Source organism: Pectobacterium artocarpous, assembly GCF_046159765.1.
Classification (GTDB): Bacteria; Pseudomonadota; Gammaproteobacteria; order Enterobacterales; family Enterobacteriaceae; genus Pectobacterium.
This window is the reverse complement of the sequence record NZ_JBJXVK010000006.1, coordinates 118,940-138,561: the sequence shown is the minus strand read 5'-3', so window position 1 is coordinate 138,561 and position 19,622 is coordinate 118,940. Positions and strand designations below refer to the sequence as shown.

20 protein-coding genes are annotated in these 19,622 nt (G+C 51.5%); 15 read left to right on the top strand and 5 right to left on the bottom strand.

The annotated features are described in order from the left end of the window. Nucleotides 1-4 precede the first annotated feature (4 nt). Genes kdpB through kdpF form a run of 3 tightly spaced genes read right to left on the bottom strand, consistent with a single transcriptional unit; the run spans nt 5 to nt 3,942 of the window. Nucleotides 5-2,149, bottom strand: coding sequence for a potassium-transporting ATPase subunit KdpB (gene kdpB / locus ACKQAD_RS05725; RefSeq protein ID WP_409159266.1), 2,145 nt, complete (start codon nt 2,147-2,149; stop codon nt 5-7). Nucleotides 2,150-2,164: 15 nt separating this feature from the next. Further along, nucleotides 2,165-3,853 carry a potassium-transporting ATPase subunit KdpA gene (gene kdpA, locus ACKQAD_RS05720; protein WP_409159265.1) on the bottom strand — a complete coding sequence of 563 codons (1,689 nt, stop codon included), beginning with the start codon at nt 3,851-3,853 and terminating at the stop codon, nt 2,165-2,167. After that, nucleotides 3,853-3,942, bottom strand: coding sequence for a K(+)-transporting ATPase subunit F (kdpF, locus tag ACKQAD_RS05715; RefSeq protein ID WP_039290783.1), 90 nt, complete (start codon nt 3,940-3,942; stop codon nt 3,853-3,855). Before kdpF ends, kdpA begins: the two co-directional genes overlap by 1 nt. A 420-nt stretch (nt 3,943-4,362) precedes the next feature. Here kdpF and ACKQAD_RS05710 point away from each other — a divergent pair, with 420 nt between their 5' ends. After that, nucleotides 4,363-4,569, top strand: coding sequence for a YbfA family protein (locus ACKQAD_RS05710; protein WP_010299142.1), 207 nt, complete (start codon nt 4,363-4,365; stop codon nt 4,567-4,569). Between the two features lie 185 nt (nt 4,570-4,754). Here the strand turns inward: ACKQAD_RS05710 and ACKQAD_RS05705 are convergent, their stop codons facing one another. Next, nucleotides 4,755-5,627, bottom strand: coding sequence for a hypothetical protein (locus tag ACKQAD_RS05705; RefSeq protein WP_409159264.1), 873 nt, complete (start codon nt 5,625-5,627; stop codon nt 4,755-4,757). Between the two features lie 635 nt (nt 5,628-6,262). On the opposite strand from ACKQAD_RS05705, the gene ACKQAD_RS05700 reads away from it, so the two are divergent. From ACKQAD_RS05700 to ACKQAD_RS05655, 10 genes are all read left to right on the top strand, one after another. After that, entirely contained in the window at nt 6,263-7,222 is a 960-nt protein-coding gene (locus tag ACKQAD_RS05700; protein ID WP_409159263.1) for a YbgA family protein, read from the top strand. Between the two features lie 21 nt (nt 7,223-7,243). After that, nucleotides 7,244-8,722 (top strand): deoxyribodipyrimidine photo-lyase, encoded by a 1,479-nt coding sequence (phrB, locus tag ACKQAD_RS05695; protein WP_409159262.1) that lies wholly within the window; start codon nt 7,244-7,246, stop codon nt 8,720-8,722. Further along, on the top strand, nt 8,715-9,458 hold the full coding sequence (locus tag ACKQAD_RS05690) for a type 2 GTP cyclohydrolase I (RefSeq protein ID WP_409159261.1): 744 nt from the start codon (nt 8,715-8,717) through the stop codon (nt 9,456-9,458). The genes phrB and ACKQAD_RS05690 overlap by 8 nt, the downstream gene beginning before the upstream one ends. Nucleotides 9,459-9,614: 156 nt before the next feature. Further along, complete coding sequence (gene pxpB, locus ACKQAD_RS05685; protein WP_409159260.1) at nt 9,615-10,271, top strand: 5-oxoprolinase subunit PxpB; 657 nt, start codon at nt 9,615-9,617, stop codon at nt 10,269-10,271. Then, a complete protein-coding gene (pxpC, locus tag ACKQAD_RS05680; protein WP_409159258.1) occupies nt 10,265-11,209 on the top strand; it encodes a 5-oxoprolinase subunit PxpC in 945 nt (314 codons plus the stop codon). Before pxpB ends, pxpC begins: the two co-directional genes overlap by 7 nt. Continuing rightward, entirely contained in the window at nt 11,199-11,936 is a 738-nt protein-coding gene (gene pxpA / locus ACKQAD_RS05675) for a 5-oxoprolinase subunit PxpA (protein ID WP_409159257.1), read from the top strand. Before pxpC ends, pxpA begins: the two co-directional genes overlap by 11 nt. 29 nt (nt 11,937-11,965) lie before the next feature. Next, on the top strand, nt 11,966-12,613 hold the full coding sequence (gene pcp / locus ACKQAD_RS05670) for a pyroglutamyl-peptidase I (RefSeq protein WP_409159256.1): 648 nt from the start codon (nt 11,966-11,968) through the stop codon (nt 12,611-12,613). A gap of 59 nt (nt 12,614-12,672) precedes the next feature. Continuing rightward, nucleotides 12,673-13,464, top strand: coding sequence for an endonuclease VIII (gene nei, locus ACKQAD_RS05665; protein WP_409159255.1), 792 nt, complete (start codon nt 12,673-12,675; stop codon nt 13,462-13,464). Between the two features lie 42 nt (nt 13,465-13,506). Further along, on the top strand, nt 13,507-13,899 hold the full coding sequence (locus ACKQAD_RS05660; RefSeq protein ID WP_409159254.1) for a hypothetical protein: 393 nt from the start codon (nt 13,507-13,509) through the stop codon (nt 13,897-13,899). Continuing rightward, complete coding sequence (locus ACKQAD_RS05655) at nt 13,896-14,318, top strand: hypothetical protein (RefSeq protein WP_409159253.1); 423 nt, start codon at nt 13,896-13,898, stop codon at nt 14,316-14,318. Before ACKQAD_RS05660 ends, ACKQAD_RS05655 begins: the two co-directional genes overlap by 4 nt. Before the next feature lie 104 nt (nt 14,319-14,422). Here ACKQAD_RS05655 and ACKQAD_RS05650 read toward each other — a convergent pair whose 3' ends face one another. Beyond that, nucleotides 14,423-15,709: a citrate synthase gene (locus tag ACKQAD_RS05650; protein WP_409159252.1), complete on the bottom strand. Its 1,287-nt coding sequence runs from the start codon at nt 15,707-15,709 to the stop codon at nt 14,423-14,425. 651 nt (nt 15,710-16,360) lie between these two features. Here ACKQAD_RS05650 and sdhC point away from each other — a divergent pair. From sdhC to ACKQAD_RS05630, 4 genes are read left to right on the top strand one after another with little or no spacing between them, the layout of a single operon-like run. Next, entirely contained in the window at nt 16,361-16,750 is a 390-nt protein-coding gene (sdhC, locus tag ACKQAD_RS05645) for a succinate dehydrogenase cytochrome b556 subunit (RefSeq protein ID WP_409159251.1), read from the top strand. Then, a complete protein-coding gene (sdhD, locus tag ACKQAD_RS05640; RefSeq protein WP_409159250.1) occupies nt 16,744-17,091 on the top strand; it encodes a succinate dehydrogenase membrane anchor subunit in 348 nt (115 codons plus the stop codon). The genes sdhC and sdhD overlap by 7 nt, the downstream gene beginning before the upstream one ends. Further along, nucleotides 17,091-18,857 (top strand): succinate dehydrogenase flavoprotein subunit, encoded by a 1,767-nt coding sequence (gene sdhA / locus ACKQAD_RS05635; RefSeq protein ID WP_409159249.1) that lies wholly within the window; start codon nt 17,091-17,093, stop codon nt 18,855-18,857. The genes sdhD and sdhA overlap by 1 nt, the downstream gene beginning before the upstream one ends. Nucleotides 18,858-18,873: 16 nt before the next feature. Further along, nucleotides 18,874-19,590 (top strand): succinate dehydrogenase iron-sulfur subunit, encoded by a 717-nt coding sequence (locus tag ACKQAD_RS05630; protein ID WP_409159248.1) that lies wholly within the window; start codon nt 18,874-18,876, stop codon nt 19,588-19,590. Nucleotides 19,591-19,622: the final 32 nt, after the last annotated feature.

The window sequence follows — 19,622 nt, the reverse complement described above, 5'->3', positions numbered from 1 at the left end:
GTCCTTAAGCCAGATTCAGCCCAGTCAGCAACATATCAATCAGCTTGATACCGAGGAACGGCACCAGCAGCCCGCCAAAACCATAAATCCACAGATTGCGACTTAACTGTGCCGCCGCGCTCATGGGGCGATAGCTAATCCCTTTGAGCGCCAGCGGGATCAGAAACACAATAATCAGCGCATTGAAGATCACCGCAGACAGCATGGCTGACGTGGGAGAATGCAGTTGCATCACGTTTAGCGCATTGAGCTGCGGATAGGTGGCTGCAAAAGCCGCTGGGATAATGGCGAAATATTTCGCCACGTCGTTGGCGATACTGAACGTGGTCAGCGAGCCGCGCGTCATCAGCATCTGTTTGCCGATATGCACCACTTCGATCAACTTGGTCGGGTTGGAATCCAGATCGACCATGTTGCCCGCTTCTTTCGCTGCCTGTGTACCGGAGTTCATCGCCACCGCGACATCGGCCTGTGCCAGAGCGGGAGCATCGTTCGTGCCGTCACCGGTCATCGCCACCAGTCTGCCTTCGGCTTGATACTGGCGAATCAGCGCCAGCTTGGTTTCCGGTGTGGCTTCTGCCAGAAAATCATCGACGCCCGCTTCTGCGGCAATCGCTGCCGCCGTGAGTGGGTTGTCGCCGGTGATCATCACGGTTTTGATCCCCATACTGCGCAGTTCGGCAAAGCGCGCCTTGATGCCACTTTTCACGATATCTTTCAGCTCCACCACGCCAAGTATGCGTTTGCCTTCTGCAACCACCAGCGGTGTGCCGCCGCTGCGTGCGACGTTGGATACCGCTTCCTCGACCTGATGCGGGAAATCGCCATTGTTTGCTTCAATGTAGCGACGCAGGGCATCGACGGCGCCTTTACGAATGGTGCGCTGCCCAAAATTGACGCCACTCATGCGCGTCTGGGCGGTAAAGGGAACAAAGGTGGCGTCCAGCGACGTTACGTCCTGCTCCGGCAGGGTAAAGCGCTGCTTTGCCAGCACCACGATGCTGCGGCCTTCTGGTGTTTCATCGGCTAAAGAGGCAAGGCGTGCGGCATCAGCCAGTGCCTGCTCGGTGACGCCCGGCGCGGGCAGGAAAGCGGAAGCCTGACGGTTACCCAGCGTAATGGTGCCCGTTTTATCCAGTAACAGAACGTCGATATCACCCGCCGCTTCGACAGCACGGCCGCTAGTGGCGATCACGTTAGCCCCCAGCATCCGGCTCATCCCCGCTACGCCGATCGCTGACAGCAGGCCGCCGATGGTGGTCGGGATTAGGCAGATGAGTAGGGCGACCAGTACGGTCACGCCGACGACATCGCCACTGTTATTCGCCTGTACGCCGAACCAGGAGAAAGGGTATAGCGTGGCAGTTACCAGCAGGAAGATGAGCGTAAGCTCGATCAGCAGAATGGTTAAAGCGATTTCGTTCGGCGTTTTCCGACGCTGTGCCCCTTCAACCATCGCAATCATTCGGTCGAGGAAGGTTTCGCCGGGATTGACGCTGCACTGAATCACCAGCCAGTCGGACAGCACGCGCGTGCCGCCTGTAACGGAAGCAAAATCGCCGCCGGACTCGCGGATCACCGGGGCGGATTCCCCGGTAATAGCGCTTTCATCGACGGATGCACCGCCTTCCAGCACCTCGCCGTCGCACGGAATGGTTTCACCCGCGCTTACCAGCACGATATCGCCTTTACGCAGGCTGTCTGCCGGTACCGATTCCGAACTGGCATCGTGATGTGGCGCGGAGAGCTTGTTAGCCCAACTGGTTTTCTTGACGCCTTTCAGCGCGTTGGCCTGCGCTTTGCTGCGACCTTCCGCCAGCGCTTCGGCTATATTGGCGAACAGGACGGTAAACCATAACCAGAGTGACACCAGCCCGGTAAACACGGCATTCCCTTCCGTTTTACCCGCCAGAATAGTCAGCCAGACGAGGGTGGTCAGCATACTGCCGAGGTACACCACGAACATGACCGGGTTGCGCCACTGCACGCGTGGATCGAGTTTCTTCAACGCATCTTTCAGCGCCGAACGGATTAACGTTCTGTCAAACAGCGTTTGCTGTTTACGTTTGCCAACATGGCGGGAGGCCTCACCCTGTTGGGCCGAGGTCGGTTCATTTGTTGCCTGATGATTCATCGTGTGACGAGTCATAAAAAGTCTCCAGCCTTAGTGAGTCAGGCCGAACGGTAAATGTTCAGCGACTGGCCCTAACGCCAGTGCAGGGATAAATGTCAGCGCACCAATCAGCAGTACGATGGCAATGAGCATGCCGATAAACAGCGGACTACGGGTCGACAGTGAGCCTTTGCTTTCCGGCTGGCGTTTTTTCACCACCAGCGAACCTGCGATAGCCAGCACGGGTACCATGACGGCAAAGCGGCCCAGCAGCATGGCGACAGCGAGCAGGACGTTATAGAACGGCGTATTGACGCTCAGGCCGGCAAACGCGCTGCCGTTGTTATTCGCGGCGGAAGACACCGCATAGAGCACTTCGCTAAAGCCGTGTGCACCGGGGTTCAGAATGCCGCTGCGTCCCGCTTCCGTACTCAGCGCTAGCGCAGTGCCGAGCAGCACCAGTGCGGGCGGAATCAGAATCGCCAGTGCGGTCATCTTCATCTCATAGACTTCGATCTTTTTGCCCAGATATTCCGGTGAGCGACCAATCATCAGGCCAGCAATAAAGACGGTCAGAAGCACGAACAGCAGCATGCCGTATAGGCCAGAGCCGACGCCGCCGAACACTACTTCGCCAATCTGCATCAGCCACATGGGAACCATACCACCAAGTGCCGTGAAGGAATCGTGCATCGCGTTCACTGCGCCACACGATGTCGCTGTTGTGACAACGGCATAAAGGCTAGACGTCAGAATGCCAAAACGCGTCTCTTTACCTTCCAGATTCGCGGCGCTGTCCGCGCCTAATGCCAGCAGATGGGGGTTACCGATGACCTCCATTTTCATCACTACGGCAGCGGCGACGATAAAGATTAGCCCCATGGCCCACAGCAGTGCATAGCCCTGACGGTTGTCACTGACGGCTTTACCAAAGGCGAAGCACAGCGCAGTAGGAATCAACAGGATCGCCAGCATTTGCACGATGTTGCTCAGCGCGGTCGGGTTTTCAAACGGGTGCGCCGAGTTGGCACCAAAGAAACCGCCGCCGTTGGTACCAAGCAGTTTAATCGCTTCCTGTGAGGCAACCGGCCCCATCGGCAGCGTTTGTGCTGCGCCGTCCAGTGTGGTCAGATGTTGGTAAGGCAGCAGATTCTGTAATACGCCCTGACTGACAAAGAACAGTGCTAGTAACAGAGAAAGCGGCAGTAATACGTACAGCGTGATACGAAGCAGATCGAGCCACGCATTACCCAGCGTATCGACACTGCGACGGGAAAACGCGCGGATTAACGCGAAAGCCACCGCAATGCCGCTGGCGGCGGAAAGGAAATTTTGTACCGTTAGGCCAACCATCTGACTCAGGTAGCTCAACGTGTTTTCACCGCTGTAGGCCTGCCAGTTGGTATTCGTGACAAAACTGATCGCCGTGTTTAACGCCAAATGCCACGACAGCCCTGGCATATTTTCTGGGTTAAGCGGCAGTGCCCCCTGCGCCATTAACAGCACAAACAGCACGAGAATACCGATTAGGTTGAGCGTCAGAATGGCTGCCGCATACTGTTGCCAGCGCATTTCCGTCGTATCCAAAGCGAAAAGGCGCGCAGTACCCGCCTCAAATTTTTGCAGGCGCGTACCCGTCTCGCCCTCAATCAGACGGGCCAGTACGCTGCCCAACGGCTGGGCTACGATCAGCACCGTGATCAGCAGACCAAAGATCAGTAAAAAAGCGTCAGCGGCCATCAGAATTCCTCCGCCTTCAACAAGGCATAAACCAGATAGGCCAGTAATAGCAGCACGAGTAGGCCGCCTAAGACGATGCTAAGCGTCACAACACACCTCCAGAACAGAATAGACAGCGTCAGGGTAGGAAAACGCAGGAAAAGAAGGTGCAAATTTCCCGTCTGTGGGCGTAAAAAAAGTATAAAAATGGAATGAAAAGTAAGCGGTAACGCGATAAGAGCGTTATGGCATGAGCAAAGCTGAAGGCGGCGAGAAGAGATAATTAGCGAAGAGGAACTCAAGTGATCCAATCTAAAACCATAAATTAACTAATGGTAAGTTTATTTTTAACCTTGCTGTAACTTAATGACATGATGACGAAAAAAACTGGCGATTATTTCATCTTTACTGGTCAGATGAGTAGTAAACTTTCAGAAAAGGCGGTAAAATTTTAACCAATGTCACAGTGCTTATTTTATCGTTATGAAAGCGCCGCTGAACAAGGGTGCTTATCCCAGAGGAGGATCGTTATGTCGCTTTATACTACTTATCCCTTGCACCGTATTCTCCTGCGTCGCGCTGCCGTGGTTGCCATCGGTGTGCTGGCGTTACCGGTGATGCTGTTCCGCCGCGATCGGGCACGTTTTTACAGCTATTTACACCGCGTCTGGCTGAAAACCAGCGATAAACCGGTATGGATGGCGCAGTCCGAAGCCGCCGCTTGCGATTTCTATTAAGTCAGTGCCGGAAGCAAAAATGGCCGGAAACTATCCGGCCATTTTGAAATTAATACGATCCAATTTCTGGATAAATTGTTAGGTTAAAATAGATATACTTGACTAATCTAGTACGGTTAAGCATAACTAGATTAACTTTACTTTATTGATATTATCTTGGAACTATAAAAATGATACCTTTCTCACTACTTAAAGCAAAAGTTGATATTTTTTGCATCATCTGATTCTGGCGTAGTAGTGTCGTTTAGCCAGTCATCCCAACTTTTTGCAAATTTCTCAGCCAATTTCTCAGCAGCACTTTTTGTCCAGATATTTCCTTGAAATGTTAATTCTAATACCTGAACGATAATTTCTGTCTTATATTTATCTTTAGGTGCCCCTTTTCCTGAAGTATGACTAAGTTCCATCATCATAAATGTTTGCTGTAACTGGACAACGATATTTTTGTTAGAGGCATTCAATGTATTTTGAACGAAAAGTGTTTTTGTATTTTTAGTATTGACCCGACTTGTACATGCTTTTGCTAAATTTACAATGCTTGTTTTTATTTTAGACTTGTCTTTTTCTTCTACGCCGTTGTATAAATCAACAACTTTATCAATTAGAGAGTTATAGTTTTCTTCTTCATAGTGAACGGTCGTTCTTTCTGCTTGAGTTGTATTAAAATAAGGCACTTTTAATAAACTTTCGACAAATCGAGTAAAACCTTTACTATTGCTATCACTATCTGGGTCTAAAGGGTTCCAGCCGGAACGACTCTGCGACAAGCCCAAAATACTGGATACAGCATTACCCGTCGAGCTTGCCAAAACTTCTGCAATCTCATTTTTATCTCCGCGAGCTATCGCATTATCAAGAATCTTTCCTTGTGCAGATTCTTGAGATGCCAGTGTACCAGTTGATATGGAGTTTTGACCCGATACACTGCTATCCCCTTCGGCTGATAATGAGAATAGTTGGTGTGTTTTTATTGATGATTCACTTAATTTAATATTTTTATCATTATCAAGCCATGAGCTAAATGTGACTAATGCGTTATCATGTTTAATATCAGACATAAAACCCTCTCTTAATAAAATTGATGAAAATAAATAGGTGGTATTGTTTCAGGCAAAATTAATCTTGCCAGATAAAAGAATAGTGTTTTTTATAAAACAGGCAAGTTTATTTTTTTTGTTTTTTATAAGTGCATTGCAAATAATTAGATTGAATATCATATTTTTTAAATTCATTTAAATCTATCTTTTTGAATTCATTGCTATGCCATTCTTTAATTAGTTAGCTTTTTATTTTCATGATTTACATCTTTTCTTTAATTTAATTGGTAGGGAAGAGAACGATTCCCTCTGTATCTAACATTCACATTACAAAACACTCGTATTTTTATACTCCTTGCTTTTTTATTCTGATTTACTGAACTCTTTCAGCTCTGTGATGTGAATAATTTGATATGCGACTTTTGCATCGTCAACTGTCAAGACACGGTATCCGATCTCAATAGATTATTATATTTCCATATAAAATAGAGGGTGATAATTTCATAAGTCGGGAATTTTTACAACAATATATCCCAATCTCATGATTTATTACTTTATTCTTCGCTGTGACTGCACAGAATCGTGGTGAAATCCGCTATGCTGGTCAGAGGGTTTGCAGAATGCAGCTTGAAATATGACGGGTATAAGGATAAATCATGACGCTCGAACTCATCCCTGTTGGTATCAGTGCCTGTCTGCTCGGTAATCCCGTGCGATTTGATGGCGGACATAAACGTTTGACGTTTGCTGCTGAACAGCTGGCACCCTATTTTCGTTTTGAACCTGTCTGCCCGGAAATGGCGATTGGTTTACCGGTGCCGCGTCCGGCGCTCAGATTGGTACGAGAAGGGGAAAACCATATCACGCTGCGTGCCAGCAATGGTTCGCCGCTGGATGTCACCCAGCAGATGGTGGCGTTTTCCGCTGACAAAGTCAGCCAGCTTCAGCACTTATGCGGTTATATCGTCTGCGCCAAATCGCCAAGCTGCGGTATGGAGCGCGTGAAGATTTACAATGAATCGCAAAAGGATGCGCGTAAAAGTGGTATCGGCCTGTTTACGCAGGAGCTGATGCGGCAAATGCCCTGGCTACCGGTTGAGGAAGACGGACGTCTACAGGATCCCGGCCTGCGGGAAAACTTCATTGAGCGCGTTTATGCGTTACACGAATTGAATCAGCTATGGCAAAACGGGCTGAGCCGTGGTGCGCTCATTGCCTTTCATAGCCGCTATAAATTACTGCTGCTGGCGCATTCCCAGCCGGAATACCGCGAACTGGGGCCGTTTGTTGCGGCGATCGATAAGTGGGAATCGCTGGACGATTACGTTGTGGAATACCGGAAACGGCTGATGAAGCTGCTATCGACGCCTGCGACGCGGCGCAATCACACTAACGTGTTGATGCACGTGCAGGGCTACTTCCGACACCAGCTTAATTCTCAACAACGGCAGGAACTGGCGCAACTCATCGATCGCTATCGGCAAGGTTTGCAGCCGCTATTGGCACCCATCACGCTGCTGAAACATTACATGGCGGAATATCCCGATGTGTATCTGGCTCAGCAGCGCTACTTCGAGCCGTACCCAGAAGCATTGCGCCTACGTTACGGACACTAGTTTTACCGCCTGAGGAGTTTCATGACCACGCATGCCGTTACACATGTCGTCTGGCTGCGCAACGACCTGCGCATTACCGATAATCTGGCGCTGTCCGCGGCCTGTCAGGATACGGATGCCACCGTGCTGGCGGTCTTTATCGCGACGCCTGCACAGTGGGAAAAGCACAGCATGGCACCGCGACAGGCCACCTTTCTGCTGGAGAACCTGAAGCAGGTGCAACACGCGCTGGCTGAGAAAGGGATCCCGCTGCATTACCATGAATGTCCTGACTTTGCTGCCTCGGTTGACTGGCTGGTGAAATTTTGTACGCAGCAGCAGGTTACCGACCTTTTTTACAATTATCAGTATGAAATCAACGAGCGGTTGCGTGATAAGCAGGTGAAAGATCGGCTGGCTGATAGTGTGGTTTGTCACGGCTATCATGACAGCCTGTTGCTGCCGCCGGGCAGCGTGCTGACGGGCAATGGCGAGATGTATAAAGTGTTCACGCCATTTCGTCAGGCGTTTATCAAACGTCTGCTGGAGGCGGAGACAGCGTGCGTAGCGGCACCAGACGAGCGTGGCGAGCCGATCAATAACACGGCGGCACTGGTGCCGTTCAGCTATCCGCTGCACGACGTGAATCGCGACGATTTCCCCTACGGCGAACGAGCGGCGTTGCAGCAACTGCGCCGTTTTTGCCGTGAGCAGGTACAGGATTACGATCAGCAGCGGAATTTCCCGGCGCTACTCGGTACGAGTAAACTTTCTCCGTATCTGGCGCTTGGGATCGTGTCGCCACGTCAATGTTTTAATCGTCTGCGCGCCGAGTGCCCGGATATGCTGGAACGGCGTGAAGGCGGGGCGTTTACCTGGTTTAACGAGCTGGTCTGGCGTGAATTTTACCGTCACCTGATCGTTTTCTGGCCGCAGTTGTGTAAACACCGTCCGTTTACCGCGTGGACGCAGTGGGTGCAATGGCGAAAATCACCGGAGGATTTAGTCGCCTGGCAGCAGGGGAAAACCGGTTACCCGATCGTGGATGCGGCGATGCGTCAATTGAATGAAACGGGGTGGATGCACAATCGTCTGCGTATGATTTGCGCTAGTTTTCTTGTCAAAGATTTACTGATCGACTGGCGTGACGGCGAACGCTACTTTATGTCGCAACTGCTGGATGGCGATCTGGCGGCGAATAACGGCGGTTGGCAGTGGGCGGCGTCTACGGGTACTGACGCGGCACCTTATTTTCGCATTTTTAACCCGACAACCCAGGGCGAGCGCTTCGATCCTGAAGGTCGGTTTATTCGTCACTGGCTACCTGAGCTGGCCGCCGTGCCGGATAAAGATATTCATCAGCCTCATCGCTGGGCTGACAAACAGCAACATCAACTGAACTATCCGCTGCCCATCGTTGACCACAAAACCGCGCGTCAGGACACGCTGGCGGCGTTTGAAGTGGCTAAAAGTATCGGCATGGTGGATAACGATCGAGAAGAGAAAAGTAAGTATGCGTAATGTGGAACTGGAAAGCATTATTAATGAGAAACTGAACACGGAGGCGTTTCAGGACTACGCGCCGAACGGTTTACAGGTTGAAGGACGTGCAGAAGTAAAACGTATTGTGACAGGCGTAACGGCCTCACAAGCGCTGCTGGATGCCGCGGTAGAAAAACAGGCTGATGCCATTCTGGTTCACCACGGCTACTTCTGGAAAAACGAACCGCATATTGTCTGTGGCATGAAACGCAACCGGCTGAAAACGCTGCTAATCAATGATATCAATCTGTACGGCTATCACCTGCCGCTGGATGCGCACCCTGAGTTGGGGAATAACGCCCAACTGGCGGCGCTGCTGGAGATTCAGGTGCAAGGCGAGATTGAGCCGCTGGTGCCCTATGGCGAGCTGGCGCAACCCATGACAGCGGATGCCTTTTGCCGCCGTGTAGAAAAGCGTCTGGGGCGTACGGTGCTGCATTGTGGGGATAATGCACCGCAACTGATACAGCGCGTGGCCTGGTGTACTGGTGGTGGCCAGGGTTTTATTGAACAAGCGGCCCGATTTGGCGTCGATGCCTTTATTACCGGTGAAGTGTCTGAGCAAACCATCCACATCGCGCGAGAAATGGGGCTGCACTTCTTTGCTGCCGGGCACCATGCTACCGAGCGCGGCGGCATTCGCGCGTTGGGCGAATGGCTGGCGGCACAGCACGGTTTGGATGTGACATTTATTGATATTCCTAACCCCGCTTGATGGGCTGAAAGTCGCTGTATCGCACAGGAATGATGCCGCATCTGTTATGTTGGCATCGTTGTTGCTTGACTGTTGAGAAGAAAATACATCGGTAAGCAATGCTAATCATTTAGCCATGTTCACCATGACGGATAAAACGCGATTCAGGAGGAAAGATTGCAACGAGCACGATGTTATCTTCTGGGCGAGAGAGCGGTTGTTCTGGAACTGGAACCGCCAATGTCGCTGGAGAGCCAGCAGCGGATATGGGGGCTTGCCGAGCGCCTGAACCACCAAGAAGAGGTGCTGGAAGCGATTCCTGGCATGAATAACCTGACTGTGCTGTTGGCGCATCCGCAGCAGGTGGCGCTGGATGCGATTGAACGCTTGCAGCGCTGGTGGGAAGAGAGTGAGTCGTTGGTGTTTGACCCCCGTGATATCGACATTCCTGTTGTGTATGGCGGAGAAGCAGGGCCGGATATGGCGGAAGTTGCCGCTCACAGTGACCTGAGCGAGTCTCAGGTGGTGGAAATGCATGCATCTGCACAGTATGTGGTCTACTTTTTGGGCTTTCAGCCGGGTTTTGCCTATCTCGGCGGGTTAAACGAGAAACTGCATATGCCGCGTCGCGCCGAACCGCGCCTGCGCGTGCCAGCAGGATCGGTGGGGATTGGCGGTGCACAGACGGGAATTTATCCGCTGGCGACACCGGGCGGCTGGCAACTGATTGGTCGCACTTCGCTGAAATTGTTTAATCCACAGACGATGCCACCCACGCTGCTGCGCCCTGGCGATAACGTTCGGTTTCTGCCACAGAAGGAGGGCGTATGCTGAAAGTTATCCATGCCGGATTGCATACGTCGGTGCAGGACGGCGGACGTGTCGGTTTTCGTCGTTTGGGAATCAGTCAGTCAGGCGCACTCGATCTGCCCGCTCTGACGATGGCTAACCGGCTGGTGGGCAACGCAGAGAATGCGGCCGCGCTGGAAATTACACTGGGCAAGTTTACCGCAACATTCACTACCGCCTGCTGGGTGGCGCTGACCGGTGCAGATTGTCATGCTGATTTGGATGGTAAACCGCTTTGGACTGGCTGGCGTTTCGCCGTGAAACCGGGGCAAACGTTGAAAATGCGCATGCCGCGTAACGGAATGCGCAGCTATCTGGCACTGTCCGGTGGCATAGATGTGCCGGAAGCACTCGGTTCGCGCAGTACCGATTTGAAAGCGGGTTTTGGTGGTTTTGACGGGCGTCTGCTGATGGACGGCGATGAGCTTCAACTGGGTACGCCGACGCGCGAACTGACGCGGGAAGTCGGCATCAAGCAACTGTTATTCAGCAACCGCGTGCGTGCATTGCCGGGGCCGGAGTATCAGGAATTCAGCGAAGAGATGCAGGAGTTGTTCTGGCGAACTTCCTGGCAGTTGAGCCCGCAAAGTAACCGTATGGGCTACCGTTTGCTGGGCGCAGAGCTACAGCGTTCCGTATTGTCAGGCAACAAACCGCGTGAACTGCCATCGCATGGACTGTTGCCGGGCGTCGTGCAGGTTCCCCACAATGGTCATCCTATTGTACTGCTGGCGGATGCGCAGACAACCGGTGGCTACCCGCGTATTGCAACAGTGATCGAAGCGGATTTATTCCATCTGGCGCAAATCCGGCTCGGTGAACCAATACATTTTATTCACTGTACCCAGGCACAGGCGCAAAAAGCGGACGAAGAACAGCGACGTTACCTCGAACAACTGGCGTGGAGGCTGCATGATTATTGATCTGAATGCCGATCTGGGCGAGGGGGGAGATAACGACGAAGCGCTGCTGAAACTGGTGACCTCTGCCAATATTGCTTGTGGATTTCATGCTGGCGACGCACAAACTATGCGTCAGTCAGTGCGTTGGGGAATCGGCTATGGGGTTGCGCTTGGCGCTCACCCGAGTTTTCCCGATCGTGAAAATTTTGGCCGCAAGGCGATGAATGTACCTACGGAAATTGTCTTTGCACAGGTGGTGTATCAGCTTGGTGCGCTCAGTGCGATTGTCGCTGCTGAAGGGGGCACGCTGTCGCACGTAAAGCCGCACGGCATGCTTTATAATCAGGCTGCGTGTGAACCGGCGCTAGCCGATGCGATAGCCAAGGCGGTGAAGGCCATCAATCCCGCGCTGCGTCTGGTCGGGCTAGCGGGCAGTGAGCTCATCCGAGCCGGGCAACGGCTGGGGTTGGCAACACGTCAGGAAGTATTTGCCGATCGCTGTTATCAACCTGACGGAACGCTGGTGCCACGCACTCAGGCGGGGGCGCTGATTAATAGCGATGAGCTGGCGCTGGCACAGACGCTGGAAATGATTCAGCGCCAGCGGGTCAGGGCTATCGACGGTTCCTGGGTGAATGTGCAGGCGGATACCGTGTGTATTCACGGCGATGGAAAACATGCGCTGTTGTTTGCCCGCAAATTACGCCACTGCTTTAGCGAGCATCAGATAGCGGTTGCTGCGTTATAATCATTATTTTTGTATCACGGGGATAACCGATGAAAACCGTTTTGATCACGGCGTTTGAGCCTTTTGAGGGCGAACCGATTAATCCCTCATGGGAAGCGGTGAAAGTGCTTCATCAACGGGAAGTCGGCGGTGCCCGCGTGGTAGTCTGTTGCTTACCTTGTGTTTTTGATCTGTCGCTGGAACCGCTTTACCGTGCAATAGCGGAATGGCAGCCGGAAGTGGTCATCGCGCTAGGGCAGGCGGGCGGTCGTGCTGATATTTCTGTCGAACGCGTGGCGATTAATATTAATGATGCCCGTATTGCCGATAACCATGGCGACCAGCCGATTGATACACCCGTAGTGGAAAAGGGGCCCGCAGCGTATTTCTCGACACTGCCGGTGAAAGCGCTGGTGCAAGCGTTACGTGTGGCGGGTATTCCCGCTTCGGTGTCGCACACTGCGGGGACGTTTGTCTGCAACCATGTGATGTACGGGCTTTTACATCAGTTGCATCAACAGGGCGATGTGGTGCGCGGCGGGTTCGTTCATATTCCTTATTCGCCGGAACAGGCTGTGCGGCACCCCGGCGAACCGAGCATGCCCACACCGCTCGTTACAGCGGCGCTGGAAGTGATGATCAAGCAATCGCTGGTGCACCAGGTTGATGTGGCGGTGACGGGTGGCGCCCTGCATTAGTGTGGTTAACCGAGAGTGTGGCTAATCACGCAATACGTCTGAATTCCAGGGAGTAAGGTATGCCGGAAGGGCCGGAAATTCGTCGGGCGGCCGATAAGCTGGTTGAGGCCGTAGTGGGAAAAACGCTGACGCGTGTCTGGTTCGCGTTTCCTGAGTTGAAACCGTACGAGGCAGAATTGGTCGGGCAGCAGGTCAGGCAGATTGAAACGCGCGGAAAGGCGCTGCTGACCTATTTTAGCAACGATCGGGTCTTGTATAGCCACAACCAGCTGTATGGCGTGTGGCGCGTGGTGAATGCCGGCGAATCGCCGGAAACGAAGCGGGATTTGCGCGTCCGGCTGGAAACGCAGGATCGTGCCATTTTGCTTTACAGTGCGTCCGATATTGCAATGCTGACGCCGGAGGCACTCGCTACGCATCCTTTCCTGCAACGTATTGGCCCTGATGTCTTGGATCTCTCATTGACGTCGGAACAGGTCTATGAGCGTCTGTTATTACCGCGCTTTCGCCGTCGTCAATTCAGTGGGCTGCTGTTGGATCAGGCATTTCTTGCGGGGCTGGGGAATTACCTGCGCGTCGAGATTCTCTGGCAGGCACAGTTGGCGCCGCAGCACACGGCTGCACAGCTGAATGAGGAACAGTTGCAGACGTTAAGCCAGGCACTGCTGGATATTCCCCGGTTGTCCTACAACACGCGCGGCACCGTTGATGAAAGCCACCATCATGGGGCGATTTTTTCGTTTAAGGTTTTCCATCGTGAAGGGGAACGCTGCGAGCGCTGCGGCGGAGTCATCGAAAGAACCATGCTGTCATCACGCCCGTTTTATTGGTGTCCGTATTGCCAGAGTTAAAGGGCGCAGTGCAGCTTTTAGATTAATTGAAAAGGATTTCGTATGAGTAATAGAAGTGACATTAGGGACGGTTCTCTCTTTGATATGCTCAAATCAGGTATTGTTTATACCGAATTGCTGGGCTGGGTTGATATGGGCCATGCAAGGGGAGACGATATTGTTGAATTAAAACATCAGTTTTTGGCTGGCGAAAGCTCTGGAGAAAAGAGTTATCGCGTTATGTATCGCCAAGATATGCGATACAAAAAATTCGGTCATAACGTTGGTATAGGAAAGTTCAATCGATGGGAAATCAAGAGCGGGAGAAGCCGAGACGAGATCAATAGCATAATGCTTGCATGGAATGATTTTACTTCTGGCGTAGTTAACATTCTAACGGATGACGGTACAACACTAGAATTTAACAAACCCAAAGGTGGAAGAATCCGAGCATGAAAGTAATCAAATATCTATTACTGCTTGTGGTTCCTGCGGTGATGGTTGGGATGTTATTTATATTTATTGTGGCATCGGGTTCTACGGAGATAAGAACGTATACTGAAGGCGATCATTTTACCTACTATGCGTTCACCGATGAAGATATCCACAACGCCCCAAGAATATCGAGCAATTACGCTTTTGAATATGTGCCCGGTGATGGTTATGCGCCATCAAATGCCATCATTTTTAATGACACCTCTGACGCTACTCCACTAAAAACGTACCTCACAACATTAGGATATGAGCAGCAGGAACGTAAGCAGGGGGAGGAAGAGGTGTGGAAAAAGCGTACTGAGATTGAAGGGGCAACCTTCTATATCTGGGTTAATAAAGACGCTAAACAGGTTTACCTTACGAAAGTATTCCATAACTAACAGCGCTGATTATCCGTATTTCAATCACCATTGAAAATCAGTATAGGGTAAAAAAACAAAGGCCGGATATCATATCCGGCCTTTTTGTGTAGGTACTGTATGGATTAATCGTGTTTCAGATTGGACGCGAAATCACGCTTGTCGTAGCCGGTATACAACTGACGTGGACGGGCAATCTTGATGCCGTCGTCGTGCATTTCGTTCCAGTGTGCAATCCAGCCCACGGTACGCGCCATCGCGAAGATAACGGTGAACATGGAAGAAGGAATACCCATCGCTTTCAGGATAATACCGGAGTAGAAGTCCACGTTCGGGTACAGTTTCTTCTCAATGAAGTACGGGTCGTTCAGCGCGATATGCTCCAGCTCCATCGCCACTTCCAGCAGGTCGTCTTTTCTGCCCAGTTCTTTCAGCACTTCATGGCAGGTTTCACGCATGACTTTGGCGCGTGGATCGTGGTTCTTGTACACGCGGTGGCCGAAGCCCATCAGACGGAAGGAGTCGTTCTTGTCTTTTGCACGTTCGATAAATGCTGGGATGTGTTCCACGCTGCTGATCTCTTCCAGCATACGCAGACAGGCTTCGTTCGCGCCACCGTGCGCCGGTCCCCACAGCGAGGCGATCCCCGCGGCGATACAGGCAAACGGGTTCGCACCAGACGAGCCAGCGGTACGGACGGTAGAGGTTGACGCGTTTTGTTCGTGATCGGCATGCAGGATCAGAATACGGTCCATGGCGCGTTCCAGCACCGGATTTACAACATACTCTTCACAAGGCGTAGAGAACATCATGTGCAGAAAGTTACCCGCGTAGGACAGGTTGTTTTTTGGATAAACGAACGGCTGGCCCAGTGAGTATTTGTAGCACATTGCCGCGACGGTCGGCATTTTGGACAGCAGGCGGTAGGCCGCGATTTCACGGTGGCGCTCAATGTTAATGTCCAGTGAATCGTGGTAGAACGCCGCCAGTGCGCCGGTGACGCCGCACAACACGGCCATTGGGTGGGAATCGCGGCGGAAACCGTGGAACAGACGGGTAATCTGCTCATGGATCATGGTGTGGCGCGTCACGGTCGTTTTGAAGGTTTCATACTGTTCTGACGTCGGAACTTCACCGAACAGCAGGATGTAACACACTTCAAGATAATTGGATTTTTCAGCCAGTTGGTCAATTGGGAAACCGCGGTGCAGCAGGATGCCCTCATCACCGTCGATATAGGTAATCTTTGATTCGCAAGATGCCGTAGAGGTAAAGCCAGGGTCAAACGTGAAGTAACCTTTAGAACCAAGGGGACGAATATCAATCTCATCATGTCCTAGTGTGCCGGATAGGACATTTAGCTCAATTGGTTCTTTACCTTCTAGAGTAAGTGTTGCTTTTTTATCAGCCATTTACAGTCTCCTTAGCGCTTTAATTTTAAAAATTTTCACTGAAGAAATACCGTCATGCCTGTACGCCGGCAAGAATAATGGCCGGTGAAACTCTGTCGTGACACAGTCGTCAAATAGGGTACAGAGTAAGGCGGATCGCCGCATTCAGGATGAAAAATTCGTTCTCCAGGTAATTAACAATATTCAGATAATGAGTGGCGCTCTGAATAGATTCTAGTCATTACCTATGACTTTTACGTGGACTCTCTCTACTGTTACATAAGTTATGCCAGTGTGGAAGGGCCGCCGTATTCTTTAACACATCATAAGGAACTCAATCCCCTAGTTGTAATTGAAATGTTGAACTTTTGTCAAATCAGATAATTAATTTTATATAAATTGTGAAATTCGTGATCTAAATCACTGTTCAAGGCAAATGTCACCAAACAGTTTGTATGGTAATTGTAATAAGAATGTGAAGGACCTATACTGCCGCCAGGTCTCCGGAATCACCCTGCAGTAGGAGCACCCAGTATGAAAGGATCATGCGCTGTTTAGACACCGGAATGTCGATGTTTGAGCGCGTAACGTAAACCCACTCTTCAGGGCTGCAACTTTCATACTGTCTGACCTCACATCAGGCCCGGAGGAAGAAACAATAATAAAAGCTGTGTGGGCAAATCCGTGAAAAAACAAAGACCTGTCAATCTGGAATTGCAGACGATCCAGTTTCCCGTTACTGCGATAGCATCTATTCTTCACCGCGTCTCCGGCGTTATCACCTTTGTCGCTGTCGGTATTTTACTGTGGCTGTTAGGCACTTCTCTTTCCTCAGAGGAAGGGTTCCTGCGCGCTGCGGAAATTATGGATAGTTTCATCGTCAAGTTTATCGTTTGGGGCATCCTCGTAGCGTTGACTTATCACATTGTTGGTGGTTTACGTCATCTCTTGATGGATTTTGGTTATATAGAAGAAGACCTTGCCGCAGGTAAGCGTTCTGCAAATATCTCCTTTATTATTACTGTCGTGCTTTCAATTCTGGCTGGAGTCCTCGTATGGTAAGCAATGCTTCTGCGTTAGGACGCAATGGCGTACACGATTGGTTACTGATTCGCGCTTCTGCCATCGTCATTGTTTTGTATGTAATTTATCTCATTGGTTTTATTGCTACGGCTGGCGATATCACGTATGACATCTGGCGTGGTTTCTTCTCGATGGCCCTCACCAAAGTATTCACACTGCTAACGTTATTTTCCATTCTGGTCCATGCCTGGATAGGGATGTGGCAAGTGCTGACCGACTACATTAAACCGCTGGCTTTACGCCTGACTTTACAGTTGGCGATTGTCGTCGCGCTATTGGTGTACGTCATTTATGGAACTATTGTGGTGTGGGGTGCGTGATGAATTTGCCAGTCAGAGAATTTGATGCAGTGGTTGTTGGTGCGGGTGGCGCAGGTATGCGTGCCGCGCTGCAAATCTCCCAAATGGGCCTGTCCTGTGCCCTGTTATCGAAAGTGTTCCCAACCCGTTCCCATACTGTCTCTGCGCAGGGCGGTATTACCGTTGCGCTGGGTAACACCCATGAAGATAACTGGGAATGGCACATGTATGACACCGTAAAAGGGTCAGATTACATTGGCGATCAGGACGCGATTGAATATATGTGTAAAACCGGCCCGGAAGCGATTCTGGAACTGGAGCATATGGGTTTACCGTTTTCCCGTCTGGACGATGGCCGAATTTATCAGCGTCCGTTCGGCGGTCAGTCCAAGAATTTTGGCGGCGAGCAGGCCGCGCGTACTGCGGCGGCGGCAGATCGTACCGGTCACGCACTGCTGCATACGTTGTATCAGCAAAACTTGAAAAACCATACGACTATTTTTTCCGAGTGGTACGCCCTCGATCTGGTTAAGAATCAGGATGGCGCGGTTGTCGGCTGTACGGCAATCTGTATTGAAACCGGTGAAGTGGTCTATTTCAAAGCGAAAGCGACAGTATTGGCAACGGGTGGTGCGGGCCGTATCTACCAATCCACGACCAACGCACACATTAATACGGGTGATGGTGTAGGCATGGCATTGCGTGCCGGTGTTCCATTGCAGGACATGGAAATGTGGCAGTTCCACCCAACCGGCATTGCCGGCGCGGGTGTGCTGGTAACCGAAGGCTGCCGTGGTGAAGGCGGCTACCTGCTGAACAAGCACGGTGAACGTTTCATGGAGCGCTACGCGCCGAACGCGAAAGATCTGGCGGGTCGTGACGTTGTTGCGCGTTCCATCATGATCGAGATCCGTGAAGGTCGTGGCTGCGAGGGCCCGTGGGGACCGCACGCTAAGCTGAAGCTGGATCATTTGGGTAAAGACGTTCTGGAATCTCGTCTGCCGGGTATTTTGGAGCTGTCGCGCACGTTTGCTCATGTCGATCCGGTGAAAGAGCCGATTCCGGTTATTCCAACCTGCCACTATATGATGGGCGGAATTCCGACCAAGGTGAGTGGTCAGGCGTTAACCGTGAATGAGAAAGGTGAAGACGTGGTGATTCCAGGGTTATTCGCCGTGGGTGAAATCGCCTGCGTATCCGTTCATGGTGCCAATCGTCTGGGCGGTAACTCGCTGCTTGATCTGGTGGTATTTGGTCGCTCGGCCGGCATTCATCTGCAAGAGTCTTTGGAAGAGCAGGGCAGCAGCCGTGATGCGAGCGATTCCGATATTGAAGCGTCTCTCGATCGCCTGAACCGCTGGAACAATACACGTTCAGGGGAAGATCCGGTTGAAATCCGTAAAGCGCTGCAATCCTGTATGCAGAATAACTTCTCGGTCTTCCGCGAAGGCGATGCGATGGCGAAAGGATTGGAAGAGTTGAAAGTGATTCGCGAACGCCTGAAAAATGCGCGTCTGGATGATACTTCAAGCGAGTTCAACACCCAACGTATCGAATGTCTGGAACTGGATAACCTGATGGAAACCGCCTATGCGACAGCGGTATCCGCCAACTTCCGTACCGAAAGCCGTGGTGCACACAGCCGCTTCGACTACCCTGAGCGCGACGATGAGAATTGGCTGTGCCACTCGTTGTATCTGCCGCAAACCGACAGCATGACACGCCGCGAGGTGAACATGCAGCCTAAACTGCGTCCGGCATTCCCGCCGAAAGTACGTACTTATTAATTGCGGAGATCAAACGATGAAACTCGAATTTTCTATTTATCGTTACAACCCGGATGTTGACGATGCTCCGCGGATGCAGGATTACCAGTTGGAGGCGGAAGAAGGCCGCGACATGATGCTTCTGGATGCGCTGATGCTGCTGAAAGAGCAGGATCCGACGCTTTCATTCCGTCGTTCCTGCCGTGAAGGCGTCTGTGGCTCTGATGGCGTTAACATGAACGGCAAAAATGGACTGGCCTGTATTACGCCGGTTTCTGCGTTACGTCGCGGAAACAGCAAAATTGTTATTCGTCCTTTACCTGGATTACCGGTTGTACGTGATTTGGTAGTGGACATGGGACAGTTCTATGCTCAATATGAGAAAATAAAGCCTTACCTGTTGAATAATGGGAAAAATCCACCGGCACGTGAACATCTGCAATCGCCCGCTCAACGTGCCAAACTGGATGGGCTGTATGAATGTATCATGTGTGCCTGCTGTTCAACGTCTTGCCCGTCGTTCTGGTGGAACCCGGACAAGTTTGTTGGGCCTGCGGGGCTGCTGGCGGCGTACCGTTTCCTGATCGACAGCCGCGATACGGAAACCAAACCACGATTGGATGATCTGGACGATGCGTTTAGCGTCTTCCGCTGCCACGGCATCATGAACTGCGTTAACGTGTGTCCGAAGGGGCTGAACCCAACCAAGGCTATCGGTCATATTAAATCGATGTTGTTGCACCGCAGCGCGTAACGGATAGCCATTAAGTAACGCGTTATTGCATA

Excerpts from the sequence above, each read along its gene's own strand:
- sdhD (WP_409159250.1), top strand. The coding sequence starts at position 16,744 with ATGGTAAGCAATGCTTCTGCGTTAGGACGCAATGGCGTACACGATTGG.
- ACKQAD_RS05630 (WP_409159248.1), top strand. The coding sequence starts at position 18,874 with ATGAAACTCGAATTTTCTATTTATCGTTACAACCCGGATGTTGACGAT.
- kdpA (WP_409159265.1), bottom strand. The coding sequence starts at position 3,853 with ATGGCCGCTGACGCTTTTTTACTGATCTTTGGTCTGCTGATCACGGTG.
- pxpC (WP_409159258.1), top strand. The coding sequence starts at position 10,265 with ATGCTGAAAGTTATCCATGCCGGATTGCATACGTCGGTGCAGGACGGC.
- nei (WP_409159255.1), top strand. The coding sequence starts at position 12,673 with ATGCCGGAAGGGCCGGAAATTCGTCGGGCGGCCGATAAGCTGGTTGAG.
- ACKQAD_RS05705 (WP_409159264.1), bottom strand. The coding sequence starts at position 5,627 with ATGTCTGATATTAAACATGATAACGCATTAGTCACATTTAGCTCATGG.
- phrB (WP_409159262.1), top strand. The coding sequence starts at position 7,244 with ATGACCACGCATGCCGTTACACATGTCGTCTGGCTGCGCAACGACCTG.
- ACKQAD_RS05655 (WP_409159253.1), top strand. The coding sequence starts at position 13,896 with ATGAAAGTAATCAAATATCTATTACTGCTTGTGGTTCCTGCGGTGATG.
- ACKQAD_RS05700 (WP_409159263.1), top strand. The coding sequence starts at position 6,263 with ATGACGCTCGAACTCATCCCTGTTGGTATCAGTGCCTGTCTGCTCGGT.
- sdhA (WP_409159249.1), top strand. The coding sequence starts at position 17,091 with ATGAATTTGCCAGTCAGAGAATTTGATGCAGTGGTTGTTGGTGCGGGT.
- ACKQAD_RS05660 (WP_409159254.1), top strand. The coding sequence starts at position 13,507 with ATGAGTAATAGAAGTGACATTAGGGACGGTTCTCTCTTTGATATGCTC.
- ACKQAD_RS05690 (WP_409159261.1), top strand. The coding sequence starts at position 8,715 with ATGCGTAATGTGGAACTGGAAAGCATTATTAATGAGAAACTGAACACG.
- ACKQAD_RS05710 (WP_010299142.1), top strand. The coding sequence starts at position 4,363 with ATGTCGCTTTATACTACTTATCCCTTGCACCGTATTCTCCTGCGTCGC.
- pcp (WP_409159256.1), top strand. The coding sequence starts at position 11,966 with ATGAAAACCGTTTTGATCACGGCGTTTGAGCCTTTTGAGGGCGAACCG.
- pxpA (WP_409159257.1), top strand. The coding sequence starts at position 11,199 with ATGATTATTGATCTGAATGCCGATCTGGGCGAGGGGGGAGATAACGAC.
- kdpB (WP_409159266.1), bottom strand. The coding sequence starts at position 2,149 with ATGACTCGTCACACGATGAATCATCAGGCAACAAATGAACCGACCTCG.
- ACKQAD_RS05650 (WP_409159252.1), bottom strand. The coding sequence starts at position 15,709 with ATGGCTGATAAAAAAGCAACACTTACTCTAGAAGGTAAAGAACCAATT.